The organism is Halomonas aestuarii, from assembly GCF_001886615.1.
In the GTDB taxonomy this organism is placed as follows: domain Bacteria; phylum Pseudomonadota; class Gammaproteobacteria; order Pseudomonadales; family Halomonadaceae; genus Halomonas; species Halomonas aestuarii.
This window is the reverse complement of the sequence record NZ_CP018139.1, coordinates 1,814,030-1,838,048: the sequence shown is the minus strand read 5'-3', so window position 1 is coordinate 1,838,048 and position 24,019 is coordinate 1,814,030. Positions and strand designations below refer to the sequence as shown.

The 24,019-nt window shown below is 68.9% G+C and carries 27 protein-coding genes; 22 read left to right on the top strand and 5 right to left on the bottom strand.

Going from position 1 to position 24,019, the window contains the following annotated elements:
* Positions 1 to 121: 121 nt before the first annotated feature.
* Genes lysA through BOX17_RS08460 form a run of 5 tightly spaced genes read left to right on the top strand, consistent with a single transcriptional unit; the run spans position 122 to position 4,633 of the window.
* Positions 122 to 1,402 carry a diaminopimelate decarboxylase gene (lysA, locus tag BOX17_RS08480; RefSeq protein ID WP_071943572.1) on the top strand — a complete coding sequence of 427 codons (1,281 nt, stop codon included), beginning with the start codon at positions 122 to 124 and terminating at the stop codon, positions 1,400 to 1,402.
* Positions 1,402 to 2,235 carry a diaminopimelate epimerase gene (gene dapF / locus BOX17_RS08475; protein ID WP_071943570.1) on the top strand — a complete coding sequence of 278 codons (834 nt, stop codon included), beginning with the start codon at positions 1,402 to 1,404 and terminating at the stop codon, positions 2,233 to 2,235. The genes lysA and dapF overlap by 1 nt, the downstream gene beginning before the upstream one ends.
* A gap of 30 nt (positions 2,236 to 2,265) precedes the next feature.
* Positions 2,266 to 2,982, top strand: a complete 717-nt coding sequence (locus BOX17_RS08470; RefSeq protein ID WP_071943568.1) for a DUF484 family protein — start codon at positions 2,266 to 2,268, stop codon at positions 2,980 to 2,982.
* Positions 2,979 to 3,896, top strand: coding sequence for a tyrosine recombinase XerC (locus BOX17_RS08465; RefSeq protein WP_071943566.1), 918 nt, complete (start codon positions 2,979 to 2,981; stop codon positions 3,894 to 3,896). Before BOX17_RS08470 ends, BOX17_RS08465 begins: the two co-directional genes overlap by 4 nt.
* Positions 3,893 to 4,633 carry an HAD family hydrolase gene (locus BOX17_RS08460; protein WP_071943564.1) on the top strand — a complete coding sequence of 247 codons (741 nt, stop codon included), beginning with the start codon at positions 3,893 to 3,895 and terminating at the stop codon, positions 4,631 to 4,633. Before BOX17_RS08465 ends, BOX17_RS08460 begins: the two co-directional genes overlap by 4 nt.
* Here BOX17_RS08460 and yihA read toward each other — a convergent pair whose 3' ends face one another.
* Complete coding sequence (yihA, locus tag BOX17_RS08455; protein WP_071943562.1) at positions 4,634 to 5,260, bottom strand: ribosome biogenesis GTP-binding protein YihA/YsxC; 627 nt, start codon at positions 5,258 to 5,260, stop codon at positions 4,634 to 4,636.
* A gap of 241 nt (positions 5,261 to 5,501) precedes the next feature.
* On the opposite strand from yihA, the gene BOX17_RS08450 reads away from it, so the two are divergent.
* The 6 genes from BOX17_RS08450 to BOX17_RS08425 all read left to right on the top strand — a co-directional run bounded on the left by BOX17_RS08450 (position 5,502) and on the right by BOX17_RS08425 (position 11,159).
* Positions 5,502 to 6,122, top strand: a complete 621-nt coding sequence (locus BOX17_RS08450) for a c-type cytochrome (RefSeq protein ID WP_071943560.1) — start codon at positions 5,502 to 5,504, stop codon at positions 6,120 to 6,122.
* A 163-nt stretch (positions 6,123 to 6,285) separates the two neighbouring features.
* Entirely contained in the window at positions 6,286 to 6,918 is a 633-nt protein-coding gene (locus BOX17_RS08445; RefSeq protein WP_071943558.1) for a thiol:disulfide interchange protein DsbA/DsbL, read from the top strand.
* A 1-nt stretch (position 6,919) separates the two neighbouring features.
* On the top strand, positions 6,920 to 7,756 hold the full coding sequence (locus BOX17_RS08440) for an endonuclease/exonuclease/phosphatase family protein (RefSeq protein ID WP_071943556.1): 837 nt from the start codon (positions 6,920 to 6,922) through the stop codon (positions 7,754 to 7,756).
* Positions 7,757 to 7,873: 117 nt separating this feature from the next.
* Positions 7,874 to 8,431 carry a TRAP transporter small permease subunit gene (locus tag BOX17_RS08435; RefSeq protein WP_071943554.1) on the top strand — a complete coding sequence of 186 codons (558 nt, stop codon included), beginning with the start codon at positions 7,874 to 7,876 and terminating at the stop codon, positions 8,429 to 8,431.
* Positions 8,431 to 9,834: a TRAP transporter large permease gene (locus BOX17_RS08430; RefSeq protein ID WP_071943552.1), complete on the top strand. Its 1,404-nt coding sequence runs from the start codon at positions 8,431 to 8,433 to the stop codon at positions 9,832 to 9,834. Before BOX17_RS08435 ends, BOX17_RS08430 begins: the two co-directional genes overlap by 1 nt.
* Positions 9,835 to 10,049: 215 nt before the next feature.
* On the top strand, positions 10,050 to 11,159 hold the full coding sequence (locus BOX17_RS08425; protein ID WP_071943550.1) for a TRAP transporter substrate-binding protein: 1,110 nt from the start codon (positions 10,050 to 10,052) through the stop codon (positions 11,157 to 11,159).
* A 51-nt stretch (positions 11,160 to 11,210) separates the two neighbouring features.
* On the opposite strand, the gene BOX17_RS08420 is transcribed toward BOX17_RS08425, so the two are convergent.
* Positions 11,211 to 11,642 carry a YqaA family protein gene (locus tag BOX17_RS08420; protein WP_071943548.1) on the bottom strand — a complete coding sequence of 144 codons (432 nt, stop codon included), beginning with the start codon at positions 11,640 to 11,642 and terminating at the stop codon, positions 11,211 to 11,213.
* A gap of 63 nt (positions 11,643 to 11,705) precedes the next feature.
* On the opposite strand from BOX17_RS08420, the gene thiD reads away from it, so the two are divergent.
* The 4 genes from thiD (at position 11,706) to dtd (ending at position 14,662) form a co-directional block, all read left to right on the top strand.
* Positions 11,706 to 12,518 carry a bifunctional hydroxymethylpyrimidine kinase/phosphomethylpyrimidine kinase gene (gene thiD / locus BOX17_RS08415; RefSeq protein WP_425268708.1) on the top strand — a complete coding sequence of 271 codons (813 nt, stop codon included), beginning with the start codon at positions 11,706 to 11,708 and terminating at the stop codon, positions 12,516 to 12,518.
* An 83-nt stretch (positions 12,519 to 12,601) separates the two neighbouring features.
* Complete coding sequence (locus tag BOX17_RS08410) at positions 12,602 to 13,447, top strand: universal stress protein (protein ID WP_071943544.1); 846 nt, start codon at positions 12,602 to 12,604, stop codon at positions 13,445 to 13,447.
* Positions 13,448 to 13,529: 82 nt separating this feature from the next.
* A complete protein-coding gene (locus BOX17_RS08405; protein WP_071943542.1) occupies positions 13,530 to 14,153 on the top strand; it encodes a chalcone isomerase family protein in 624 nt (207 codons plus the stop codon).
* A 71-nt stretch (positions 14,154 to 14,224) separates the two neighbouring features.
* Positions 14,225 to 14,662: a D-aminoacyl-tRNA deacylase gene (dtd, locus tag BOX17_RS08400; RefSeq protein ID WP_071943540.1), complete on the top strand. Its 438-nt coding sequence runs from the start codon at positions 14,225 to 14,227 to the stop codon at positions 14,660 to 14,662.
* A gap of 59 nt (positions 14,663 to 14,721) precedes the next feature.
* On the opposite strand, the gene BOX17_RS08395 is transcribed toward dtd, so the two are convergent.
* Entirely contained in the window at positions 14,722 to 16,668 is a 1,947-nt protein-coding gene (locus tag BOX17_RS08395; protein WP_071943538.1) for an ABC-F family ATP-binding cassette domain-containing protein, read from the bottom strand.
* 54 nt (positions 16,669 to 16,722) lie between these two features.
* On the opposite strand from BOX17_RS08395, the gene BOX17_RS08390 reads away from it, so the two are divergent.
* The 7 genes from BOX17_RS08390 (at position 16,723) to BOX17_RS08360 (ending at position 22,818) form a co-directional block, all read left to right on the top strand.
* Entirely contained in the window at positions 16,723 to 17,250 is a 528-nt protein-coding gene (locus BOX17_RS08390) for a TIGR02444 family protein (protein WP_083582116.1), read from the top strand.
* A gap of 92 nt (positions 17,251 to 17,342) precedes the next feature.
* Positions 17,343 to 18,359: a TRAP transporter substrate-binding protein gene (locus BOX17_RS08385; protein ID WP_071943534.1), complete on the top strand. Its 1,017-nt coding sequence runs from the start codon at positions 17,343 to 17,345 to the stop codon at positions 18,357 to 18,359.
* 198 nt (positions 18,360 to 18,557) lie between these two features.
* Positions 18,558 to 19,136: a TRAP transporter small permease gene (locus tag BOX17_RS08380; RefSeq protein ID WP_071943532.1), complete on the top strand. Its 579-nt coding sequence runs from the start codon at positions 18,558 to 18,560 to the stop codon at positions 19,134 to 19,136.
* A 30-nt stretch (positions 19,137 to 19,166) separates the two neighbouring features.
* The gene (locus BOX17_RS08375; protein WP_071943530.1) at positions 19,167 to 20,450 is read left to right on the top strand and encodes a TRAP transporter large permease; all 1,284 of its coding nucleotides are present in this window, start codon (positions 19,167 to 19,169) and stop codon (positions 20,448 to 20,450) included.
* A 33-nt stretch (positions 20,451 to 20,483) separates the two neighbouring features.
* Positions 20,484 to 20,927: a universal stress protein gene (locus tag BOX17_RS08370; protein ID WP_071946773.1), complete on the top strand. Its 444-nt coding sequence runs from the start codon at positions 20,484 to 20,486 to the stop codon at positions 20,925 to 20,927.
* Positions 20,928 to 21,071: 144 nt separating this feature from the next.
* Complete coding sequence (gene bamJ, locus BOX17_RS08365) at positions 21,072 to 21,758, top strand: BamJ family beta-barrel-assembly machinery protein (RefSeq protein WP_071943528.1); 687 nt, start codon at positions 21,072 to 21,074, stop codon at positions 21,756 to 21,758.
* Positions 21,751 to 22,818 (top strand): alpha/beta hydrolase family protein, encoded by a 1,068-nt coding sequence (locus tag BOX17_RS08360; protein ID WP_244272120.1) that lies wholly within the window; start codon positions 21,751 to 21,753, stop codon positions 22,816 to 22,818. The genes bamJ and BOX17_RS08360 overlap by 8 nt, the downstream gene beginning before the upstream one ends.
* A 6-nt stretch (positions 22,819 to 22,824) precedes the next feature.
* Here the strand turns inward: BOX17_RS08360 and BOX17_RS08355 are convergent, their stop codons facing one another.
* Together BOX17_RS08355 and BOX17_RS08350 are read right to left on the bottom strand one after the other, a co-directional pair.
* Entirely contained in the window at positions 22,825 to 23,424 is a 600-nt protein-coding gene (locus BOX17_RS08355; protein WP_086830721.1) for an SCO family protein, read from the bottom strand.
* A complete protein-coding gene (locus tag BOX17_RS08350) occupies positions 23,424 to 23,933 on the bottom strand; it encodes a hypothetical protein (RefSeq protein WP_071946769.1) in 510 nt (169 codons plus the stop codon). Before BOX17_RS08350 ends, BOX17_RS08355 begins: the two co-directional genes overlap by 1 nt.
* Positions 23,934 to 24,019: the final 86 nt, after the last annotated feature.

Sequence of the window (24,019 nt, the reverse complement as noted above, 5' to 3'; positions counted from 1 at the left end):
CAGCAACCGGAGTTGACTGGCTGCTCAATGAGGATTGTGACGGTCCGACGCCTCGGCACCGCCGGCGGCCAGGATATCGAGCGCAGCAATAAATCCGCGTTTCTCCGAGGCGAGAGCTAGCATGGACCACTTCGAATACCGCGACGGCGTCCTCTACGGCGAGGACGTGCCGCTTCCCCGCATCGCCGACGAGTTCGGCACGCCCTGCTACGTCTATTCCCGGGCGACCCTGGCCCGCCACTTCCGCGCCTACACCGAGGCGCTGGGCAGCCACCCGCACCTGATCTGCTACGCGGTGAAGGCCAATTCCAACCTGGCGGTACTGGGCCTGCTGGCGAGGATGGGCGCCGGCTTCGACATCGTCTCCGTGGGAGAGCTGGAACGCGTGCTCGCCGCCGGGGGGGACCCCGCCCGGGTAGTCTTCTCCGGCGTGGCCAAGCAGGAGGCCGAGATGGCCCGCGCGCTGGAGGCGGGCATCAAGTGCTTCAACGTGGAGTCGCGCCCCGAGCTGGAGCGCCTCGACGCGGTGGCGGCGCGGCTCGGCATGGTGGCGCCGGTCTCGCTGCGGGTGAACCCGGACGTCGACGCCGGCACCCACCCCTACATCTCCACGGGACTCAAGGACAACAAGTTCGGCATCCCGGTGGACGGGGCGCTGGCCGCCTATGAGCTGGCGGCCGAGCTGCCCCACCTGAAGGTGGTCGGCCTGGACTGCCACATCGGCTCCCAGCTCACCGAGCTCTCGCCCTTCCTCGATGCCCTCGACCGGCTGCTGGTGCTGCTCGAGCGCCTGCGCGAGCGCGGCATCGAGGTCGAGCACCTGGACCTAGGCGGCGGCCTCGGCGTGCCCTACCGCCACGAACATCCTCCGGCGCCCTTCGACTACGCCACCGCCCTGCTGGAGCGCCTGTCGAGATGGCCGGGCAGCGAGCGTCTGACCCTGCTGTTCGAGCCGGGCCGCTCCATCGCCGCCAACGCCGGGGTGCTGCTGACTCGGGTCGAGTTCCTCAAGCCCGGCGAGACCAGGAACTTCGCCATCGTCGATGCCGGCATGAACGACCTGATCCGTCCGTCCCTCTACCAGGCCTGGCAGGCCATCCTGCCGGTGGATACCCGCCGGCCCCGCGACACCGCCACCTACGACGTGGTCGGCCCGGTCTGCGAGACCGGCGACTTCCTGGGCAAGGACCGCGACCTGGCCATCGCCGCCGACGACCTGCTCGCCGTGCGCTCCGCCGGGGCCTACGGCTTCGTGATGGCCTCGAACTACAACAGCCGCCCGCGCCCCCCCGAGGTGATGGTGGACGGCGACCGGGTCCACCTGGTGCGTCGCCGCGAGCGCCTGGAGGACCTGTGGGCCGGCGAGGCCCTGCTGCCCGACGACGAGGGGGAGGCACGCTGATGCTGCTGCACTTCACCAAGATGCACGGTCTCGGCAACGACTTCATGGTGGTCGACCTGGTCACCCAGCGGGCGCGCCTCGACGACGGCGAGATCCGCCGCCTGGCCGATCGCCGCTTCGGCGTCGGCTTCGACCAGTTGCTGGTCGTCGAGCCGCCCCGGGACCCGGACATGGATTTCCGCTACCGGATCTACAACGCCGACGGCAGCGAGGTGGAGAACTGCGGCAACGGGGCACGCTGCTTCGCCCGCTTCGTGCGCGACCAGCGCCTGACCCACAAGCACGAGATCCACGTCGAGACCGCCGGCGGCCCGCTGACCCTGGTGGTCGAGAACGACGGCCAGGTCAGCGTCGACATGGGCGCCCCGCGCTTCGCCCCCGAGGCCCTGCCCTTCGACGCGCCCGAGGACCGGCTCGTCCATGCGCTGGACGTGGACGGGGAGCGGCTGGAGGTGGGCGTGGTCTCCATGGGCAACCCCCATGCCGTGCTGCGGGTCGAGGACGTCGAGTCCGCGCCCGTCGAGCGGCTGGGGCCCGCCATCGAGGCCCATCCGCGCTTTCCCAGACGGGTCAACGCCGGCTTCATGCAGGTGGTCTCCCCCCACGAGATTCGCCTGCGCGTCTACGAACGGGGCAGCGGCGAGACCCTGGCGTGCGGCACCGGCGCCTGCGCGGCCGTGGCCAGCGGCATTCGCCAGGGGCTCCTGGAGAGCCCGGTCACCGTCCACCTGCGCGGCGGCGACCTGCGCATCGAGTGGGCCGGCGACGACGCCCCGCTGATCATGACCGGTCCCGCCGAGCGCGTCTTCGACGGCCGCGTCGTCCTGAACTGAGTCGCCCACGCCACCAGAGGAGAAGTTCCCATGACAGGTGCCGCCCCCGACCCGCGCAAGACCCTCGACCCCGACCGGGTGGCCCAGTGGCTGGCCTGTCACCCGGACTTCTTCGTCGGCCGCGAGGGGCTGCTGCAGCAGCTGAAGGTTCCCCATCCCGAGGCCCGGGGCGCCACCTCGCTGCTCGAGCGGCTGGTCCATGACCTGCGCTCCCGCGCCGAGCAGGCCGAATGGCGCCTCGAGCAGCTGCTGGAATCGGCGCGCCACAACGAGGGCCAGTATCGCCGCACCCGGGATCTGGTCCTCGCCCTGCTCGAGGCCGAGGACAACGACGCCCTGGGCCAGGCGCTGGCCACCCAGATGAGTGAACACTTCCACACCCCGGCGGTGGCGCTGTGGTGCCCGGCCAGCCTGACCGACGACGAACCGCGGCCTCCCCAGGCGCCGCGGCAGGTGCTCGACGACCACGCCGGGCAGCGCCTCTCGGCCCTGCTCGACGGCCGCCCCAGCCGCTGCACGCGCCTGACCCCCACCGACTGGAAGCGCCTGCTGCCCCATGTGCCGGCGCCCGCCAAGGCCGGCTCCTGCGCGCTGTCGAGGCTGACCCTGGGCGAGCCGCTGGGCTACCTGGTCCTGGCCAGCCCCGACCCGGACCACTTCCGCGCCAGCATGGACACCCTGTTCACCGAGTACGTGGCCGAAGTGGTGTCCCGCCTGCTGGTCCGCCTGGCTCCCTCCTCGCCGTGACGGGCCGGACGCTGCAGGGCGAGATCGAGGCCTTCCTCGCCGGCCTGGCGCGGACCGCCAGCCCGGCCACGGCGGACGCCTACCGGCGGGACCTCTCGGCCCTGAGGGCCTTCCTCGAGGCCGAGGCCATCGACGACTGGGCCCGCCTCGATGCCGCCCTGCTGCGCCGTTTCCTCGGCGGCGAGCGCCTGCGCGGGCTGGGCCCACGCAGCCTGGCCCGGCGGCGGGCCGCGATCTCGCGCTTCGCCGGCCACCTGGTGGAGGCGGGACGGCTGCCACACAACCCGGCGACCCTGGTGCAGGCCCCGCGCCAGCCCCGTCACCTGCCCCGGCCCCTGGACGTCGATCAGCTGGCCCGCTTCCTCGACACCCCCCACGACGGCTCGCCCCTGGCCCGGCGCGACCAGGCAATGCTGGAACTCTTCTACTCCAGCGGGCTGCGCCTGGCCGAACTGGCGGCACTGGACCTCGGCGACCTCCAGCCGCAGCGGGTCAGGGTGCTCGGCAAGGGCGGCAAACCCCGCCAGGTGCCGGTGGGACGCCGGGCCCGCCAGGCCCTGGACGCCTGGCTGGCCGTACGCGGCCAGCTGGCCGAGCGTGACACGAAGGCGCTGTTCGTGGGGGTCCGCGGGGGGCGGCTGGGGCATCGGGCCATCCAGCTGCGCCTCGCCCAGCTGGCGAAGGCCCGGGGGCTCGCCGAGCACCTCCACCCGCACCGGCTGCGTCACTCCTTCGCCAGCCACCTGCTGGAATCGAGCCAGGACCTGCGGGCGGTGCAGGAGCTGCTGGGCCACGCGGACCTCGCCACCACCCAGGTCTACACCCGGCTCGACTGGCAGCACCTGGCGGCGAGCTACGACGCCGCCCACCCGCGGGCCCGCCGTCGCCGCGGCGATGAAGGCGAGCCGTCATGAGCCTGCGGGCGATCACCTTCGACCTGGACGACACCCTGTGGGACAACCGTGGGGTGATGGAGCGAACCGAGACGGGCCACTATGCCTGGCTCGACGAGGCCCTGGCGGACTGGCTGGCGCGCCGGGGAGCGTCGGGGCTCGGCCGCTTCTCGGACCGCTACCCCCAGGCGGCCTACCTGGCCGCCCGCCGTCGACTGGCCGAGCAACACCCGCTGCGGCGGGGCGACTTCAGCTGGCTGCGCGAACGCGCCCTGGTGGAGCTGTTGATGGCATTCGGCCTGACGCGCAGCGCCGCCTGGCTCTGGGCGTCCGCCGCCATGAACCGCTTCCATGCGCTGCGCCTCGACGTCTCGCCCCACCCCGAGGTCGAGCCCCTGCTCGAGGGGCTCGGCCGCCGCTACCGGCTGGGGGCCATCACCAACGGCAACCTGGCGCTGCATCGCCTGGCCCTGCACCGCCATTTCGAGGTGGCCATCGCCGCCGGCGAGATCCAGGCCCCCAAGCCCGATGCCCGGCCCTTCCTGGCCGCCCTGGCACGCCTCGAGACGGCGCCCTCGCGGGCCCTGCATGTGGGAGATTCCTGGAAGGAGGACGTGATGCCGGCGCTGCGCCTGGGCATGCGGGCCGTCTGGATCGCCCCGGAGGCGCCGCCGGCAGGCTCGCTGCCCGAGGGCGTGCACCCCCTGCGACATGTCCGGGAGCTGCCGGCCCTGCTGGAACGGCTGGCGACGCGCTAGTCAGTCGCCGGCGGGCACCGGCGCATCGAGCAGCCACTGGTCGAGGCGCTCATGCACCTCCTCGACGCCCTGCTTCTTGAGGGCGGAGAACAGCTGGATGCTGACCAGGTCCTCCCACTCGCGAAGCCTTGAGCGCACCTGCTGCAGGGCACTCTTCGCCGCCCCGCTCTTCAGCTTGTCCGCCTTGGTCAGCAGGATGTGCACCGGCATGTCCGCCTCGTCGGCCCAGCCCAGCAGGGTCTGGTCGAATTCCGAGAGCGGGTGGCGCACATCCATCACCAGCACCAGGCCACGCAGCGAGCCCCGGCGCCGCAGGTAGTCGGAGAGATGGCGCTGCCACTCCAGCTTGACCTGCTCCGGCACCTTGGCGTAACCGTAGCCCGGCAGGTCGACCAGCCGATGGCCGGTATCCTCGCCCAGCACGAAGAAGTTGATCAGCTGGGTGCGTCCCGGCGTCTTGGAGGTGCGGGCCAGCGCCTTCTGGCGGGTCAAGGCATTGATGGCACTGGACTTGCCGGCATTGGATCGACCGGCAAAGGCCACCTCGGCCCCGTCATCCGGCGGACACTTGGCCAGGGTCGGCGCGCTGGTGAGAAAGCGGGAGGCCTGATAGTTGAGTCGCGACATGGCGGGAGAATCCTGACGTTGATCAAGGGCACCACGGCTTGCATTCCCGCGGCTCGGGTGTTCCGTTATAATGCAGTGTCTTTGTCTGCGACCCGGGGCGCGCAAGTATACCACCGTGCTCCGGCCGTCAGCGACCGACCACAGGGCGTCGGCGACGACCGGCCACAGGGCACCCGGACCAAGCCCGGGCAGCACCCGGGGTACGTACCGGCCAACAACGTAACGGGAAAGTGGAACTGCGATGAGAAAGCTACTGGCAAGCCTGGCAATCACCATGGGCGCGGTCGGCGTGGCCCATGCGGACCTTCAAGCGGATGCCGATGCGGCAGCGGGTCGGGAAAAGGCGCAGGCGTGCGCCGCCTGCCATGGCCAGGAGGGCATCAGCCCGTCCGGCGCCTTCCCCAACCTGGCCGGCCAGCAGACCTCCTACCTGGCCAAGCAGATCATGGACATCCGCGACGGCAACCGCATGGTGCCGCAGATGGCCGGCCAGGTGGACAACTTCTCCGACCAGGACGCCTGGGACGTGGCCAAGTACTTCGCCGGCAAGGACCCCGCCCTGGGCCAGGCCGATGCCGACGAGGCGCTGGTCGAGCGTGGCCGCCAGCTCTACCGGGCCGGTGACATGGCCAAGGGCATCCCGGCCTGCTCGGCCTGCCACACCCCGACCGGCCAGGGAATCGGCAGCGCCGTCTATCCGGCGCTCTCCGGCCAGAAGAGCGACTACGTGGTCTCCACCCTGCAGGCCTTTGCCGCCGGCGAGCGGGCCAACGACCCGGCCGCCATGATGCGCGACATCGCCAGCAAGATGAGCGATGGCGACATGACCGCCGTGGCCAACTACGTGCGCGGCCTGCACTGAGCCTGCCCCGGCGCGTGGACCCGGCACTCCGAGGGCGGCCTTTGGCCGCCTTCGGCGTCTCCGGGGAACCCGTCCGCCAGTGGGACATCAAACCCAGCGACGTGCCGCCCGCCGGCACCCGGATCATGTTTCATTCAAGGTGTTGCACCCTAGGAGAGCCCCCATGCTGAAGACCCTGATGGTTGCCCTGGCCGGCCTCGGCCTGTCATCCTTGGTATCGGCCGCCCCCCTCGTCGAGGGCGAGCACTACAAGGTGCTCGACAACCCGGTGGAGACCCAGGTCGAGGACGGACGCATCGAGGTGACCGAGGCCTTCTGGTACGGCTGCCCGCACTGCTACAACCTCGAGGACCCGCTCAACGCCTGGGTTGCCGAGCTCCCCGAGGACGTGGCCTTCCAGCGCATGCCGGCCACCATGGGCGGGGACTGGAACACGCATGCCTTCGCCTTCTATGCGGCCCAGCAGCTGGGGATCGGCGACGCGCTTCACGACGACTTCTTCCACGCCATCCATGAGGAGGGTCGCCGCCTCAACACCCCCGACGATATCGCCGCCTTCTTCAGCGACTACGGGGTCAGCGAGGAAGAGGCCCTGGCGGCGCTGAACTCCTTCGGGGTGAAGGGCACGGTGAACCAGGCCCATGCCCGCATGCGCCAGATGCAGCTGATGGGCGTGCCGGCCCTGGTCGTCGACGGCCGCTACCTGGTGTCGCCGAGCACGGCCGGCAGCCTCGACAACATGCCGCAGATCGCCGGCGCGCTGGTCGAGAAGGTCCGCGAGGAGCGTGCTGACTGAGATGACACAGCTGGCCGAGGCACGGACACCGCTGCTCGACGGCGGTCACCTGAAGCTGCTCACCTTCAACCTGCAGGTGGGCATCCAGACCTCGGCCTACCACCACTACCTGACGCGCAGCTGGCAGCACCTGCTGCCGCACCCGAAGCGGCTGCGTCGCCTGGACATGATCGGCGAGGTGCTCGGCCGCTTCGACATCGTCGGCCTCCAGGAGGCCGACGGGGGCAGCTTCCGCTCCAGCCATGTCAACCAGGTGGAGTACCTCGCCACCCACGCCGGCTTCCCCCACCACTTCCAGCAGCTCAACCGCAACCTGGGCCGCATCGCCCAGCACAGCAACGGGCTGCTCTCGCGGCTGACGCCGGCCCGGATCGAGGAGCACCGCCTGCCGGGCACCCTGCCCGGCCGCGGGGCCATCCATGCCCGCTTCGGCGAGGGACCGGACGCCCTGCACCTGTTCGTCGCCCACCTGGCGCTGAGCCATCGTGGCCGGGTGCGCCAGCTCGACTACCTCAGCGAGATCATCCGGCCCCTGCGCCACGTGGTGGTGATGGGGGATCTCAACTGCACGCCGGACCAGCTCCACGGCCACGAGCGCTTCCGCTCCTCCCTGCCGCTGCATCCGGTGCGTCCCCCGCTGAGCTACCCCTCCTGGCAGCCCCGCCGGGCGCTGGACCACATCCTGCTCTCCGACTCCCTGCAGGCAGACGAGGTGCGGGTGCTCGAACACCTCTTCTCTGACCACCTGCCCATCGCCGTGGACGTGCGGCTGCCGGACGCCTGCCTGGAGACCTGCCTGACCACCGGTCGGGGCGACGCCGAGCGACGGCGACGCTGACGGGCACCGGCCCCATACCGTATAGTCAGCGTTAACCAACGGGGCGGCATACGGTCAGCCCATGTGCGATCATCCGCCCCCTTCAAACGCTCAGACCGACACAGCGAGACCAATCCCATGGCCCAATCCCGCGAGCTGCCGGGCTTCATCGCCTGGCTGGACAACGCCTCGGAGCGGCTAGGCCGTAGCCTCTCCTGGCTGATCATGGCGATGATGCTTATCCAGTTCCTGATCGTGGTGCTGCGTTACGCCTTCAGCTTCAACAGCATCCCCATGCAGGAATCGGTGATGTACATGCACGCCGTGGTATTCATGCTGGCCGCCGCCTGGACCCTCAAGCACGACGGCCATGTGCGAGTGGACATCTTCTACCGGGCGATGACGCCGAAGCGCAAGGCACTGGTCGACCTCTGCGGCACCCTCTTCCTGCTGCTGCCGGTGATGGTCTTCGTGATCCTGTCGAGCCTCGGATACGTGAGCAAGTCCTGGGCGATCTTCGAGGGCTCGCCCGACTCCGGCGGCATCCCCGGCGTCTTCCTGCTCAAGACGCTGATCCCGCTGTTCGCCGGCCTGATGATCCTGCAGGCCCTGGTCGAGGCCGTGAAGAATGCCTACGTGATGACCGGGCGCCTCGCCGCCACCCATGACGACGAAGCCCATGAGGAGCGCCTGTAATGCTGGAGTTCATGCCGCTGGTCCTGTTCGTCGTCATCTGCATGGTGCTGATGGCCGGCTTCCCGGTAGCCCTGTCGCTGGCCGGCACGGCGCTGGCCTTCGCCGGCCTCGGCCTGGGGCTCCAGACCCTGGGCATCGATGCCCACTTCGATCCCGGTTACCTGGGCGCCTTCCCCAATCGCCTCTACGGCATCATGACCAACCAGACCCTGTTGGCGGTGCCGCTCTTCGTCCTGATGGGCGTGCTGCTGGAGAAATCCAAGGTCGCCGAGACCCTGCTCGAGGCCATGGCCCTGCTGTTCGGCTCGCTGCGCGGCGGGCTCGGCATCTCGGTGACCCTGGTCGGGATGCTGCTGGCGGCCTCCACCGGCATCGTCGGCGCCACCGTGGTCACCATGGGCCTGATGTCGCTGCCGACCATGCTCAAGCGTGGCTACAGCATGCCGCTGGCCACCGGCACCATCTGCGCCACGGGCACCCTGGGCCAGATCATCCCGCCCTCCATCGCCCTGGTGCTGCTGGGGGACGTGCTCTCCTCCGCCTACCAGCAGGCGCAGCTCTCCATGGGCATCTTCAGCCCCAAGACGGTCTCGGTGGGCGACCTCTTCATGGGCGCCCTGGTGCCCGGCCTGTTGCTGGTGGTGTTCTACATCGCCTATGTCGCCGTCACCGCCTGGCTCAAGCCGAGCTCCGCTCCGGCCGTCGATCGCCGGGACCTGATGGAGGAGCTCGGCCACGAGGGCGGCCTCGGCCTGCTGCTCCTCAAGGGCCTGGTGCCGCCTATCGTGCTGATCGTGGTGGTCCTGGGCTCGATCCTCGGCGGCTTCGCCACCCCGACCGAGGCCTCGGCGGTGGGGGCCTTCGGGGCCCTGGTGCTGGCCCTGGCCTATCGGCGCCTGGACCTGGCCACCCTCCGCGAGGTGCTGCGCTCCACGACCCACGTCACCACCATGGTGTTCCTGATCCTGATCGGCGCCGCCCTCTTCTCGCTGGTGTTCCGGGCCTACGGCGGCGAGGAGCTGGTCACCCACCTGTTCGACAACATGCCCGGCGGCGTGGTCGGGGCCACGCTGATCGTGATGCTGGTGATCTTCCTGCTCGGCTTCATCCTCGACTTCATCGAGATCACCTTCGTGGTGGTGCCCATCGTCGGTCCGATCCTGCTGGCCATGGGCCTCGACCCCATCTGGCTGGGCATCATGATCGCCATCAACCTGCAGACCTCCTTCCTGACGCCGCCCTTCGGCTTCGCGCTCTTCTACCTGCGCGGCGTGGCGCCGGAGTCGGTGCCCACCTCGGCGATCTACAAGGGCGTCATGCCGTTCATCGCGCTGCAGCTGGCCATGCTGCTGGCCCTGGCCTTCTTCCCGGGGCTCGCCACCTGGCTGCCGGCGCAGTTCTAGCCTGCCTCCGCCCGGGCCTGGCCCGGGCGGCACGCCGCCACCGGCAGAACGTGGACTGAGAGTTAGCCACCCGGACGGCCCGATTCGCTATAGTGATCCCGTCATGAGTCCGCGCGTGCGCGTCGCTCACGACGGGCACGCCAAGCCCCTCTGCGGGTCAACCGCCCAGGGGGGCCTCTCTACGCCTATTGCCACAACACAACGAGAGGCATTGCATGAAACTCAGATCACTCGCCATGGCCGTGGCCATGACCGGCGCTGCCACCGGCCTGATGCTGGTCTCCAGCGTCGACAACACCGCCCAGGCACAGGAGACCTTCGAGTGGAAGATGGTCACCTCCTGGCCGAAGAACTTCCCGGGCGTGGGCCAGGGGCCCGAGCGCCTCGCCAAGCTGGTCGAGGAGATGTCCGACGGCCGCCTGACCATCGAGGTCTTCGGGGCCGGCCAGCTGGTGCCGGGCTTCGAGGTCTTCGACGCCGTCGCCGAGGGCACCGCCGAGATGGGCCACTCCGCGTCCTACTACTGGAAGGGCAAGGCCCCGGCGGCCCAGTTCTTCGCCGCCGTGCCCTTCGGCATGAACGCCCAGGAGATGAACGCCTGGCTGCACTACGGCGGCGGCCTGGATCTGTGGAACGAGCTGTATGACGACTTCGGCGTCGACGTCATGGCCGCCGGCGCCTCCGGCGTCCAGATGGGCGGCTGGTACAACAAGGAGATCAACTCCGTCGACGACCTGGACGGCCTGAAGATGCGCATGCCGGGCCTCGGCGGCGAGGTGATGAACCGCATGGGCGTGGCCATCGTCAACATGCCGGGCGGCGAGATCTTCACCTCCCTGCAGTCCGGCGCCATCGACGCCACCGAGTGGATCGGCCCCTACAACGACCTGGCCTTCGGCCTGCACCAGGCCGCCGACTACTACTACTACCCCGGCTGGCACGAGCCGACCGTGATGTTCGAGGCGATCGTCAACGATGAGGCTTTTGCCGAGTTGCCCGCCGACCTGCAGGCGATCCTGCGCACCGCGGTGCGTGACGTGAATGCCGACGTGCTCGACGAGTACACCGCGCGCAACAACGACGCCCTCGAGACCCTGGTCAACGAGCACGACGTCGAACTGCGCCGCCTGCCGGCCGATGTCCTGGCCCAGGCCAAGGAGTACTCCGCCGAGGTGGTCGCCGAACTCGCCGAGTCCAGCGACATGGCCCAGAAGATCTACGACTCCTACAAGGCCTTCCAGGACAAGGTCGTGAACTATCACGCCATCTCCGAGCAGGCCTACTACAACGCCCGCAACCCGGAAGGCGACACCACCAGCGAGTGATCTCGCCGGTGCCGCCAGCCAGGGGCCGCCTTCGGGCGGCCCCTTGTCGTTTCAGGCGCACAGCGGCGCCAGCCAGGCGCCGGCCAGCCACAGCACCAGGGCATAGCGCGCGCCCTTGGCCAGGGCGATCAGCAGCGTGGCCCGCCACCAGGGCAGCCGCAGGATGCCGGCCAGCACGGTGAGCGGGTCGCCGACCACCGGTACCCAGCTGGCCAGCAGGCTCCACTCGCCGAAGTGCAGGTACCAGCCTTCGGCTCGCGCCAGCCCCTGCCGGGAGACGGGAAACCAGCGCCGCCCCTCGAAGTGCCGCGCATAGCGTCCCAGCCCCACGTTGATCAGGCTCCCGAGCGTATTGCCGACACTGGCCACGGCCCAGAGCCACCACCCGGGCTCGCCCTGGCACCAGAGCCGCGCCAGCCACACCTCGGAGCCGCCGGGCAGCAGGGTGGCGCTGGCCAGCGCCACGAGGAAGAGCATCAGCATGGCACCGTCCCCCCTCCCTGCAGTAGGCTGACGGCCTCCTTCGACCGCAATGACGTGACGATGATGGCCCACTCCCGTCCCATACCCAACACCCTGACCATCGCCGGCTCGGACCCCGGCGGCGGCGCCGGCATCCAGGCCGACCTCAAGACCTTCTCGGCCCTGGGCAGCTATGGTACCAGCGTGATCACCGCCCTGACCGCGCAGAACACCCGCGGCGTCGCCGGGGTGCACCCGGTGCCCGCGGACTTCATCGCCGCCCAGCTCGACACCTTGCTCGACGATATCGACATCGCCGCGGTAAAGGTCGGCATGGTGGCCAGCCGCCGGGTCGCCGAGGTGATCCGGGATGCCCTGGGCGCCAGGCGGCCGCGCTGGGTCGTGCTCGACCCGGTGATGGTGGCCAAGAGCGGCGATACCCTGGTCGACGATGCCGGCATCGCCGCGGTGCGCGACTGCCTCGTGCCGCTGGCTGACCTGATCACCCCGAACCTGCCGGAGGCAGCCGTGCTGCTCGACTGCCCGGTGCCGCACGACCGCGCCGGCATGGAGGCAATGGTCCCCGGGCTGAGGGCCCTGACACCCGGGGCGGTGCTGCTCAAGGGCGGCCACCTGAGGGGCGAGACCTGCCCCGACCTGCTGGTCACGGGCGATAACCTGACGTGGCTGGACGGGCGGCGCATCGCCACCGGCAACCTGCACGGCACCGGCTGCACCCTCTCCTCGGCGATCACCGCCCGCCTGGCCCAGGGCGACGCCCTGCCCGACGCGGTGACCGCCGCCAAGGCCTGGCTGTCGCGGGCGCTGGAGGAAAGTCATCGCCTTCACGTGGGGCAGGGGCACGGGCCGGTGCACCACTTCCATGCCTGGTGGTAGGGCAGCGGCCTTGCGCGCGCTCCCGGGGCCACCCATGCTGAGAGGGGTGCCATCGGGATCTTCCTGCCCGGGAGGGAGCCATCATGAGCCAGACCCTGCTGTTCGCCAGCGACCTCTCCGCCGAGAACCGCGCCGCCTTCGCCCGCGCCGTGCGCCTCGCCGTGGAGAGCGGTGCCCGACTCGACATCATCCACGTGCTCGACCCCTACCTGCCCCGCCGCGTGCTCCATGACCTGGAGGAAGCCGTGGTGGAGGACATCCGCGCGACCCTCACCGACATTCGCGAGGACTATGCCCTGCCCGAGCCCCAGAGCCTGATCCAGACCATGGCCGGCGCCCCCTATGCCGAGATCATCCGCGAGGCCCACGAGCGCCAGGCGGACATGATCATCCTGGGGGCCCATCGCAAGCGCGGACAGCCCGACCTGGTGGCCGGCACCACCCTCGCCCGGGTGCTGCGCAGTGCCCCCTGCCCGGTGCTCTCGGTCAGCCACCTGGCGACCCAGGAGTGGAACAACATCCTGGTGCCCGTGGACTTCTCGCTGACCTCCCGGCATACCCTGCGCGAGACCCTCAAGCGCTTCCCGGAGGCTCGATTGACCCTGCTGCACGCCTGGGACATCCCCGGCGAACGCGAGCTGGGCTCGGACAGCGACTACGCCCGCTGGCGCGACCGCGAGGTGGAGCGGCTGCGCACCCAGCTCGAGCGCGAGACCGAGCAGCTGATGAGCGAGCTCGAGGATGTCCCGGAGCTCGAGCTGGTGCTCGAGCAGGGCGACCCCATGGAGGTGCTGATGACCCGCCTGCGTCGCCAGCCGCCGGACCTGCTCGCGCTGGGTAGTCGCGGCCAGCTGGGGCGCCACAGCCAGATCACCGAGCGCCTGCTGTCGGAACCCCACTGCGACATCATGCTTTGCCGCGCCTGGTAAAAGCGATCTGGTAAAAGCTATACAGAACCTTTACGAAAGGCTATTGTCTGTCCAGGCAATACCCTGACGTGCGAGGTTCACCATGCCCCTGCCCACCCCCCGCGGCCTCCTGCTGCTGGCGACCCTGACGACCGCCCTGCCCGCGGCCGCCCAATCCGTCGCGACAGAGCCCGTTGAGAAAGCGTCCGTCGAGAAAGCGTCCGTCGAGAAAGCACCCGTCGAGATCAAGGGCGCCCGCTTCCCCGCCACCCTTGAGACCGGCGAGCGCCGCTACGAGCGCATCGGCCACGGCCTCTTCCGCTACATGATCTGGGATGCCTATGCCGGCGCCTATTACCAGGCCACCGGCTTTCCCGTTCCTGCCCCGCTGTCCGACGTCCCGCGCCGACTGGAGCTGGAGTATTTCCACGCCATCGAGGCGAGCGACTTCGCCGAGGTCACCCGCGAGCGCGTAGAGGAGGCACTGCCTGGGGAAGAGTTCGCCCGGCTGGCGCCGAATCTCACGGCCTTCAACGACCGCTACCGCGACGTCTCACCCGGCGACCGCTACGCCCTGGGCTGGGATGGCGACGCCCTGACCCTCGCCCTGAATGGCGAAACCCTCTACGAGGGGAGCGACCTGGCGCTGGCCAGCGCGCTGTTCGGCATCTGGCTGGGAGACGACCCGCTGGGCGAGGGCTTCCGGGACGACCTGCTGGGGCGCTGACCGGCGCGTCATGCAGGGGGAGGCCATGCTAGGCTGGGCCGCCCCGGACATCAGCAAGGAGATCCCGCCCGATGAAGGCCCTGATTCAGCGCGTGCGACGCGCCAGCGTGGAGGTGGACGATCGCGAGGTGGGCGCCATCGGCCCGGGACTGCTGGCCCTGGTGGGCGTCGAGAAAGGCGACGACGAGGCCTCGGCCGACCGGCTGCTGCACAAGCTTCTCCACTATCGGGTCTTCGCCGATGCGGCCGGCAAGATGAACCTCAATGTCCAGCAGGCCGAGGGCGGGCTGCTGCTGGTCTCCCAGTTCACCCTGGCCGCCGACACCCGCAAGGGACTGAGGCCCAGCTTCTCCCGTGCCGCTCCCCCCGCCGAGGGGGAACGCCTCTTCCACTACCTGCTCGATCGCGCCAGGGCGTCCTGGCCGTCGGTTGCGAGCGGCGAGTTCGCCGCTGACATGCAGGTATCGCTGGTCAACGACGGGCCCGTCACCTTCCTGCTGGAGAGCTGATGGCGCACCGAACGCACCGCGCAATGACAGTCGGCGCTGCGGCCGCCTGAGCGCCGGGCTCAGGCCTCGTTGAGTTCCGCCTCCATGGCCTCCAGCGCCTCCTCGGCCTCGAGCCAGTCCTGCTCCAGGGCCTCCAGTCGCGACTTGAGCTCGCCCTGGCGCCCAAGGCGCTCGGTCAGCTCCTCCTTCCTCGCCGTGTCGGTGTAGAGCTCGGCCTCCCCCAGGCCCGCCTCGACCTCGGCGAGCTCGGCCTGGACCTTCTCCATCGCCTTCTCGGCCCGGTCGCGGTCGCGCTTCAGCGGGCGTAGCTTCTCGCGCAGCTCCGCCGCCGCCCGGCGGGCCGCCTTGCGATCCTCCCGGGGGGCGGCCCCCTCGGCCTGGCATTCGGCCTTGTCGGCCCGGGCCTCGCGGCGCTCTCCCTCCAGGCGGCTCTTGAGCCAGGCCCGGTAGTCCTCCAGGTCGCCATCGAAGGGGGTGACGGCATGGTCGGCCACCCGCCAGAACTCGTCGACGGTGGCCCGCAGCAGGTGCCGGTCGTGGGAGACGATGATCACCGTGCCCTCGAAGCTCGCCAGCGCCTCGGTGAGCGCCTCGCGCATCTCCAGGTCCAGGTGGTTGGTGGGCTCGTCCAGCAGCAGCAGGTTGGGCTTCTGCCAGGCCACCAGGGCCAGCGCCAGGCGTGCCTTCTCGCCGCCGGAGAAGCGTCCCACCTCGGCGAAGACATCGTCCCCATGGAACCCGAAGCCGCCCAGGAACTTGCGGATGTCCAGGTCCGCCGCGGTGGGCGAGAGGCGCTGCACGTGCTGGAAAGGGGTGGAGGCGAGGTCCAGCCCCTCCAGCTGGTGCTGGGCGAAGTAGCCGATGGCCAGGTGCTCGCCGGGCACCCGCCGTCCGGCCAGCAGCGGCAGGTCGCCGGTGAGCGACTTGATCAGGGTGGACTTGCCGGCCCCGTTGGGCCCCAGGAGCCCGATGCGCTGCCCCGGCAGCAGGGTCAGCTTGACGCCATCGAGCTGCGGCGTCTCGTGGCCGTCCTCGTCACGATAGCCCAGGCGCGCCTCGTCCAGCACCAGCAGCGGGTGGGAGGCGCGATCGGCCGAGGGAATGGTGAAGTGGAAGGGCGAGTCGGCATGGGCCACCGCGATGTCGCCCATGCGCTCGAGCATCTTCAGGCGGCTCTGGGCGGCGCGCGCCTTGGTCGCCTTATAGCGGAAGCGCGCCACGAAGCGCTCGATCTCCTCCCGGCGGGCCTGCTGCTTGGCGGCTTCGGCCTGCTGCAGGGCCAGCTTCTCGGCGCGGGTCCGCTCGAAGGTGGAATAGTTGCCGCGGTACAGCACCAGCGCCTGGCGGTCGAAGTGCACGATGTGGTCGCACACCGCATCGAGGAAGTCGCGGTCGTGGGAGATCAGCAGCAGGGTGCCGGGGTAGCGGGTGAGCCACTGCTCGAGCCACAGCAGCGCATCCAGGTCCAGGTGGTTGGTGGGCTCGTCCAGCAGCAGCAGGTCGGACGGCTTGAACAGGGTGCGCGCGAGATTGACGCGCATGCGCCAGCCGCCGGAGAAGGCCGACAGCGGCCGGTCCAGGTCCGCCTGCACGAAGCCCAGCCCCACCAGCAGCTGGGCGGCACGTGCCGGGGCGCTGTAGCCGTCCAGCGCCTCGATGGCCCCGTGCAGCTCGGCCTCGCGGTGGGCCTCCCCTCGCTCGTGGGCATGCGCCAAGGCCGCCTGGGTGCGACGCAGCTCGCGGTCGCCGTCGAGCACGTAGTCGACGATGGAGCGCTCCAGGGCCTCCACCTCCTGGTCCATGTGGGCGATGCGCTGCCCGCCGCTCATCTCCAGCTCGCCCTTGTCCGGGGAGAGCTCGCCGAGCAGCAGCTTGAACAGGCTGGACTTGCCCGCGCCGTTGGGCCCGACGATCCCCGCCTTGTGGCCGGCATGCAGGGTCAGGTCGGCCCCCTCCAGCAGGGTCTGGGTGCCGCGTTGCAGGGAAACTTGGCGCAGTGCGATCATGCAGGCTCCACTCGGCAGTCAGTGAGGCCGCCGCCCACGGGGCGACAGCGTGTCATGACCCACGATTCTACCGAATTGCCCTCCGCTCTGCGGGACCGACTGCAACAGGCCCCGCTCTGGGAGTTCGCCCTTGCCCTCTACGGGCGCGAGGGCATCGAGGCGGCCTGCCTGTCGCTGCAGGACGAGGCCAGCGTCGATGTCTGCGAGCTGCTCTGGCACTGCTGGCTCCATCATCACGGCCTGGCATGCGATGCGCGCCCCGATGAGGCCCGTCGCTGGCAGCGGGAGGTGACGGCCCCCCTGCGCCGCCTGCGGCGAGCCCTGAAACCCGAGGCCCGGGAACACGAGGGCGTCGCCGAGCTGCGCCGCTCGATCCAGCAGGCGGAGCTCCAGGCCGAGCGCGAGGCCCTGCGTCGCCTGGAGGGACTGGCCCTGGCCGGTGCCGGGCTTTCCCGACTGCCGACGCCGCCTCCCCGCCTGGCGGACTTCCTCGCCAGCCGCCTGCAAGTGCAGAAAAAACCACACCTTAGCGCCCTTGATGCCCTGGAAGGCCAGCTTGACCCCTCATGGACGCCAAGCTAGCCTGAAACTAACTGCGTGAATGTGATGTTCACCGGATACCTGTCGATGGGAACATCTCCATCGCGGGCCAAACCTGCAGAGGAACCACAAGAATGAAGTCACACAAGCTGTTGACGAGTGCCGGTATCGGCGTACTGATGGTTGGCATGTCCACCGCTGCGATGGCCGACAACTGGCGCTATGCCCACGAGGAGTACGAAGGCGATGTCCAGGACGTCTTCGCCGTAGCCTTCAAGAATTACATCGAGGAAAACTCCGACCATTCCCTGCAGATCTACCGTTTCGGTGAACTCGGTGAGTCCGACGACATCATGGAGCAGACCCAGAACGGCATCCTGCAGTTCGTCAACCAGTCTCCTGGCTTCACCGGCGCCCTGATCCCCGAGGCACAGATCTTCTTCATTCCCTATCTGATGCCCACCGATATGGACCATGTGCTCAAGTTCTTCGACGAGAGCAAGGCCATCAACGAGATGTTCCCGGAGCTCTATGCCCAGCAGGGCCTGGAACTGCTGCAGATGTATCCGGAAGGCGAGATGGTGGTCACCGCCGACGAGCCGATCACCTCGCCGGCGGACTTCGAGAACAAGAAGATCCGTACCATGACCAACCCGCTGCTGGCGGAGACGTACAGCGCCTTCGGCGCGACGCCGACGCCGCTTCCCTGGGGCGAGGTCTATGGTGGCCTGCAGACCGGCATCATCGACGGCCAGGAAAACCCGATCTTCTGGATCGAGTCCGGCGGCCTCTATGAGGTCTCTCCGAACCTGACCTTCACCAAGCACGGCTGGTTCACCACCGCGATGATGGCCAACCAGGACTTCTTCGAGGGCCTCTCGGAGGAAGACCAGCAGCTGGTGCGTGATGCCTCCGATGCGGCCTACGACCACACCATCGAGCACATCCAGGGCCTGGCCGAGGAGTCACTGGCCAAGATCCAGGCGGCCTCCGACGAGGTCACCGTGACGCGCCTCACCGATGAGCAGATCCAGGCCTTCAAGGAGCGTGCTCCCCAGGTCGAGGAAGAGTTCATCAACATGACCGGCGAAGGCGGCAAGGAACTGCTGGATCAGTTCAAGGCCGACCTGGAAGCCGTGAGCGCAGAGTAAGCACCACAGGCTTCGGCCTCGACAGGGGGGTGGCCTGCCCGGGCCACCCCCCTGTTGTTTATGGACATGAGATTTCCGGACAGGGACAGCGTGCACCCAGCGTTGATGCCACCGGCCTCGGAGCCGGATATCGACGCGTATGCTGACCATCAGGGAACCCTCAACTTCCCGCAACGCATGCTGATAGGGAGCGCGGACATGACCGACGAAGAGTCCGAAAAGCACTACCGCTCGGGGTTACCGGGCTTTCTTGGCACCATCGATACCTTCATCAGCAAGCTCGAGGCGGTCATCCTGGCGCTGGGCGTGCTGCTCATGGCCTTCAACACGATCGCCAACGTCATCGCGCGTTTCGTGTTCGGCGACAGCATCTACTTCTCCGGCGAGATCAACCGGATCCTGATCATCATGATCACCTTCGCCGGCATCGGCTATGCCGCCCGCCACGGCCGGCACATCCGCATGTCGGCGATCTACGATGCCCTGCCCGTCGGCGGCCGCAAGGTGCTGATGATCATCATCGCGTTCCTCACCTCGCTGGTGATGTTCTTCCTGCTCTACTACTCGGTCATCTACATCCTGGATCTCCACTCCAAGGGCAGGATCCTGCCGGCACTGGGCTTCCCGATCTGGACCATCTACGTATGGGCGCCGCTCGGCTTCCTGATCACGGGCATCCAGTACCTGCTCACCGCGATCAAGAACCTGACGTCACGGGACGTCTACCTGTCGACCGGCGTGCTCGACGGCTACAAGGACACGGAAACGGAAGTCTGACGGAGGGCGGAAGGCCCGGGGGAACGCACGATGACGACAATAATGGTTACCACCATGATCGCCCTGCTGCTGCTGGGCTTTCCCATGATGATCCCGCTGATCACGGCGGCGGTCATCGGTTTCTACATGATGTTCAATGGCCTGGGCCAGATGGACACGCTGATCCAGCAGATGATGGCCGGCATCCGCCCGGCCTCGCTGATCGCGGTGCCGATGTTCATCCTCGCCGCGGACATCATGACGCGAGGCCAGTCGGCCGAACGCCTGATCAACATGGTCATGTCCTTCATCGGTCACGTGAAGGGTGGCCTGGCGGTCAGCACCGCCGCCTCCTGCACCCTGTTCGGGGCAGTGTCGGGCTCCACCCAGGCCACCGTGGTGGCCGTCGGCTCACCGCTGCGGCCCAAGATGCTCAAGGCGGGTTACTCCGACTCCTTCACCCTGGCCCTGATCATCAACGCCAGTGATATCGCCTTCCTGATCCCGCCGAGCATCGGCATGATCATCTACGGGGTCATCTCGGGCACCTCCATCGCCGAGCTGTTCATCGCCGGGATCGGCCCGGGGCTGCTGATCCTGCTGATGTTCTCCATCTATTGCGTGATCTACGCCACCGTGCGCAACGTCCCCACCGAGCCGAAATCGGGCTGGGGCGAGCGCTTCTCCGCGGTGCGGCTGGCGCTCTGGCCGCTGGGCTTCCCGGTGATCATCGTCGGCGGCATCTATGGCGGCGTGTTCAGCCCGACCGAGGCGGCCGCGGCCTGCGTGCTCTACGCCATCTTCCTGGAGTTCCTGATCTTCCGCTCACTGAAGGTCAACGACATCTACGCGATCGCCAAGTCCACCGGCCTGATCACCGCCGTGGTATTCATCCTGGTGGCGGTGGGCAACGGCTTCTCCTGGATCATCTCCTTCGCCCAGATCCCCCAGGAGCTCCTGCAGGCCGCCGGGATCAACGAGGCCGGCCCCACCGGCGTGCTGATCGCCATCTGCATCGCCTTCTTCGTGGCCTGCATGTTCGTCGACCCCATCGTGGTGATCCTGGTGCTGACGCCGATCTTCGCGCCGGCCGTCGAGGCCACGGGGCTGGACCCGGTGCTGGTGGGTATCCTGATCACCCTGCAGGTGGCCATCGGCTCGGCGACGCCGCCATTCGGCTGCGATATCTTCACCGCGATTGCCATCTTCAAGCGGCCCTACCTGGACGTGATCAAGGGCACGCCGCCCTTCATCTTCATCCTGGTGCTGGCGGCGGCGCTGTTGATCATGTTCCCGCAGATCGCCCTCTTCCTTCGCGACCTGGCTTTCCGGTAAGCACCGCTTAGTGGCCTTAGGAGTACGATGACCATGTTCAATCGCATACTGGTCCCGGTGGACGGTTCCAAGAGGGCCCTGAGGGCCCTCGAGAAGGCGGCGGGCCTGCAGCTGCTCACCGGTGCCGAGCTCTACATCCTGTGTGTCTTCAAGCACCACAGCCTGCTCGAGGCCTCGCTCTCCATGGTGCGGCCCGAGAAGCTGGACCTCCCCGACGACGTGCTCAAGGAGTACGCCACCGAGGTCGCGGTCCATGCCAAGTCCCAGGCCGTGGAGCTCGGGGTGCCGGCCGAGAAGATACGCTCCTTCGTGAAGGGAGGCCGGCCGTCCCGCACCATCGTGCGCTTCGCCCGCAAGCGGGAGTGCGACCTGATCGTGATCGGCTCCCAGGGCACCAACGCCGAAGCGGGCCTGCTGCTGGGCAGCGTCGCCCAGCGAGTGGCAGGCTCCGCCCATTGCCCGACCCTGATCATCTGACCCTGACGCGCCAATCGCCGGGCCGATTTCCCCCGCATCTCACGCGGGTGCGGAACCGGCCCGGCCCTGTTAGAGTCCCATGATCCCGATACTCCCCAAGACATCCACCCACGGCGCCACCGCGCCGGACCACAAGGTTGCTTCATGAAGACACTGCTGACCACCGCTTCCCTCGCTGCCCTGCTGACCGCTGCTCCTCTGGCCCTGGCCGCCCCGGAAACCGACGACGAGAAGCTGGGCTACAGCCTCGGCGTGACCCTGGGGCAGAGCATCAAGCAGGACGTGTCGGATCTCGACATCGACGCTTTCACCCAGGCCATTCGCGATGTCTTCGACGGCGACGAGCTGGAGATGAGCGACCAGGAGATGGCCGAGGCTCTGACGGCCTTCCAGCAGCAGGCCATGGCCGCCCGTCAGGCCGAGACCGAGCAGAAGGCCGCCGCCAACCGCGCCGAGGGCGAGGCCTACCTGGCCGAGAACGCCGAGCAGGAAGGCGTCACGGTCACCGATTCCGGGCTGCAGTATCGCGAACTGGAATCCGGCGACGGCGCAACCCCGGCGGCCGACGACACGGTCAAGGTCCACTACGAGGGCACGCTGATCGATGGCACCGTCTTCGACAGCTCCTACGAGCGCGGCGAGCCGGTGAGCTTCCAGGTCGGCCAGGTCATCGAGGGCTGGCAGGAAGCCCTGCAGCTGATGAGCGTGGGCGATACCTGGGAAGTGGCGATTCCCTCCGATCTCGCCTATGGGGCGCAGGGCCAGGGCCCCATCGGTCCCCACGAGACCCTGATCTTCAAGGTCGAGCTGCTCGATATCGCCGGTGAGTAATCTCGTGCCGATGACCGCCACCCGCTGGCTGATGGCCATCGGCCTCGGCCTCGGGCTGGCGTCCCCGGTGGCCGCCCAGCCGGCGCCGGACGCCCTGCCCCGGCTGGCGGTCGCCCCGGATGACGTCAGCGTGCTCGGCGTCTCCTCGGGGGGCTACATGGCCACCCAGCTGGCGGTGGCCTGGCCCCGGGAATTCGCCGGACTGGGCGTCCTCTCCGCCGGCCCCTGGGCCTGCGCCCGTGGCTCCCTGAGCCTGGCCCTGGGTCAGTGCATGGGGACCAAGAAGGGCCTGCCGGACCCCGCGGCGCTGGAGGAGCGGCACCGCGACTATCGCCAGCGCGACCTGGTCGGTGAAGCAGAGGCGCTCGCCGACCTCAGGGTCTTCGTCTGGCATGGCGACCAGGACGAGATCGTCGACCCCGCGCTGGGACGCGCCCTGGCCGAACAGTTCCGCGGCTGGCTGGCCTCGCCCGAGGACCAGCTAAGGTTCGTGGAGAGCGAGGAGGCCGGCCACGGCTGGCCGGTGGCCGCCGACGCGGATACCCCCGTAGAGGATCTCGCGGACTGCCGCAGCGGCGGTGGCTCGCATCTGCTGGCCTGTGACCTGGACATCGCCGGAGAGGCACTCGACTGGCTACATGGCGACCTCTCGCCGCCCGAGACGGGAGAGGCCGGCGGCCGGCTGGTGACGTTCGACCAGGCGGACTTCGATGCCCGGGGGCTGGGTGACACCGGCTACCTGTTCGTGCCGGAAGGGTGCGAGGCGGGTGGCTGCGACCTCACCGTGGCGCTGCACGGCTGCGCCATGGATGTCGACCAGATCGGCGAGGCCTTCGTGCGCCACAGCGGCCTGAACGAGCGGGCCGCCGGCAATCGACGGGTGGTGCTCTATCCCCAGGCGGAAACCAGCCTGCCCAATCCCCAGGGCTGTTGGGACTGGTGGGGCTTCGCCGAGAGTGCCTGGCAGCTCGACCCCCTGCATGACACCCGCCGGGGCACCCAGACCGGCGCGCTGATGGCCATGATCGAGCGCCTGCAGGAAGCCCCCGAGGCGCCGTGAGCCGGCTCAGCCTTCCATGAGAGCCTTCTCCAGGGCAGCCTGGAGCGGCCCCGAGGTGGGTGAGTGCAGCACCCGGCGGCGGATCTCGCCGTCACGGTCGACCAGGAAGAGCGAGGCGCTGTGGTCGATGGTGTAGGCCATGGCGGAATCCGGGGTCTCCACCTTCCGCCAAACCACGCCATAGCGGTCGGCCAGCGGCGCGAGCACCTCCGGGCTGGCGGTGGCGCCGATGAAGCCGTCGCCGAAGAACGCCAGGTACTCCTCCAGCCGAGCCAGGGTATCCCGCTCGGGATCCAGCGAGATCATCAGCGGGACCACCCGGCGACGCTGTTCGGGCGAAAGCTGCCCCATCACCTGGCGCACCACGGCAAGGCTCATCGGGCAGACGTCCGGACACCAGGTATAGCCGAAGAAGACCACCGCCAGCTGGTCATCCTCGAGCTGGCTCAGGGAAAAGTCGCCCTCGGTCGACGGCAGCTCGATCGGTCCGCCCCGAGGCTCGCCGCTAGCCTGCTGCATCTGCTGCTGATAGAAGGCCACGCCGACCGCCACCAGCATCACCAGCACCGAGCCGAGCCCCCACCAGATCCCGCGTCGCGTCATCATCACCGCCTCTGCACCTCGAAGTCGAACCAGCTTCCCAGACGCCCGCTGGGCGTGTCCACCACCACCTTGGCCCGCCAGGGCATGATCGTCTCGGTACAGATCGACAGTTGCCCCACCCCTCGGAAGATGCCCTCCCCCTCGGCCTCGAGGGGGAAGCGATGCAGCCCCATGTCCATGTCACGTCCCACGAAATCGACCCGCACGGACTCGGCCGGCATCCCGGACACGCGCACCTCCAGCGGCAGGGGCTCCAGGGGGCGGATGGCCCCGTTCGACGCGACCGACAGGCTCAGCTCGCCCCCCTCACCCAGTCGCGCGGTGCAGGGCGCCGCGTGCAGGTCGCAGTCGTCCACCGCGGGGGGATACCAGCGCACCTCGGCCTCGTCACGCAGGCTATAGCTGGTCAGGTACCAGAGCGCCACGGCGAGGGTCAGCAGGGTGACGGTGATCAGCAGGCGCAGCAACGGCAGGCGGGCCGCGCCGCTCGATGACAGGGTACGCTGGGGCATGGCGGAGAGCGGGGCCTCCATCGGTGGCAGGTTGCAGGTAAGCTTATCAGCATTTGCCTGCGGCGAAGTGCGCAAGGATGTCGCAG

Coding starts and splice junctions, on each gene's coding strand:
- lysA (WP_071943572.1), top strand. CDS start 122: ATGGACCACTTCGAATACCGCGACGGCGTCCTCTACGGCGAGGACGTG.
- dapF (WP_071943570.1), top strand. CDS start 1,402: ATGCTGCTGCACTTCACCAAGATGCACGGTCTCGGCAACGACTTCATG.
- BOX17_RS08470 (WP_071943568.1), top strand. CDS start 2,266: ATGACAGGTGCCGCCCCCGACCCGCGCAAGACCCTCGACCCCGACCGG.
- BOX17_RS08460 (WP_071943564.1), top strand. CDS start 3,893: ATGAGCCTGCGGGCGATCACCTTCGACCTGGACGACACCCTGTGGGAC.
- yihA (WP_071943562.1), bottom strand. CDS start 5,260: ATGTCGCGACTCAACTATCAGGCCTCCCGCTTTCTCACCAGCGCGCCG.
- BOX17_RS08450 (WP_071943560.1), top strand. CDS start 5,502: ATGAGAAAGCTACTGGCAAGCCTGGCAATCACCATGGGCGCGGTCGGC.
- BOX17_RS08445 (WP_071943558.1), top strand. CDS start 6,286: ATGCTGAAGACCCTGATGGTTGCCCTGGCCGGCCTCGGCCTGTCATCC.
- BOX17_RS08440 (WP_071943556.1), top strand. CDS start 6,920: ATGACACAGCTGGCCGAGGCACGGACACCGCTGCTCGACGGCGGTCAC.
- BOX17_RS08435 (WP_071943554.1), top strand. CDS start 7,874: ATGGCCCAATCCCGCGAGCTGCCGGGCTTCATCGCCTGGCTGGACAAC.
- BOX17_RS08430 (WP_071943552.1), top strand. CDS start 8,431: ATGCTGGAGTTCATGCCGCTGGTCCTGTTCGTCGTCATCTGCATGGTG.
- BOX17_RS08425 (WP_071943550.1), top strand. CDS start 10,050: ATGAAACTCAGATCACTCGCCATGGCCGTGGCCATGACCGGCGCTGCC.
- BOX17_RS08420 (WP_071943548.1), bottom strand. CDS start 11,642: ATGCTGATGCTCTTCCTCGTGGCGCTGGCCAGCGCCACCCTGCTGCCC.
- thiD (WP_425268708.1), top strand. CDS start 11,706: ATGGCCCACTCCCGTCCCATACCCAACACCCTGACCATCGCCGGCTCG.
- BOX17_RS08410 (WP_071943544.1), top strand. CDS start 12,602: ATGAGCCAGACCCTGCTGTTCGCCAGCGACCTCTCCGCCGAGAACCGC.
- BOX17_RS08405 (WP_071943542.1), top strand. CDS start 13,530: ATGCCCCTGCCCACCCCCCGCGGCCTCCTGCTGCTGGCGACCCTGACG.
- dtd (WP_071943540.1), top strand. CDS start 14,225: ATGAAGGCCCTGATTCAGCGCGTGCGACGCGCCAGCGTGGAGGTGGAC.
- BOX17_RS08395 (WP_071943538.1), bottom strand. CDS start 16,668: ATGATCGCACTGCGCCAAGTTTCCCTGCAACGCGGCACCCAGACCCTG.
- BOX17_RS08390 (WP_083582116.1), top strand. CDS start 16,723: ATGACCCACGATTCTACCGAATTGCCCTCCGCTCTGCGGGACCGACTG.
- BOX17_RS08385 (WP_071943534.1), top strand. CDS start 17,343: ATGAAGTCACACAAGCTGTTGACGAGTGCCGGTATCGGCGTACTGATG.
- BOX17_RS08380 (WP_071943532.1), top strand. CDS start 18,558: ATGACCGACGAAGAGTCCGAAAAGCACTACCGCTCGGGGTTACCGGGC.
- BOX17_RS08375 (WP_071943530.1), top strand. CDS start 19,167: ATGACGACAATAATGGTTACCACCATGATCGCCCTGCTGCTGCTGGGC.
- BOX17_RS08370 (WP_071946773.1), top strand. CDS start 20,484: ATGTTCAATCGCATACTGGTCCCGGTGGACGGTTCCAAGAGGGCCCTG.
- bamJ (WP_071943528.1), top strand. CDS start 21,072: ATGAAGACACTGCTGACCACCGCTTCCCTCGCTGCCCTGCTGACCGCT.
- BOX17_RS08355 (WP_086830721.1), bottom strand. CDS start 23,424: ATGATGACGCGACGCGGGATCTGGTGGGGGCTCGGCTCGGTGCTGGTG.
- BOX17_RS08350 (WP_071946769.1), bottom strand. CDS start 23,933: ATGCCCCAGCGTACCCTGTCATCGAGCGGCGCGGCCCGCCTGCCGTTG.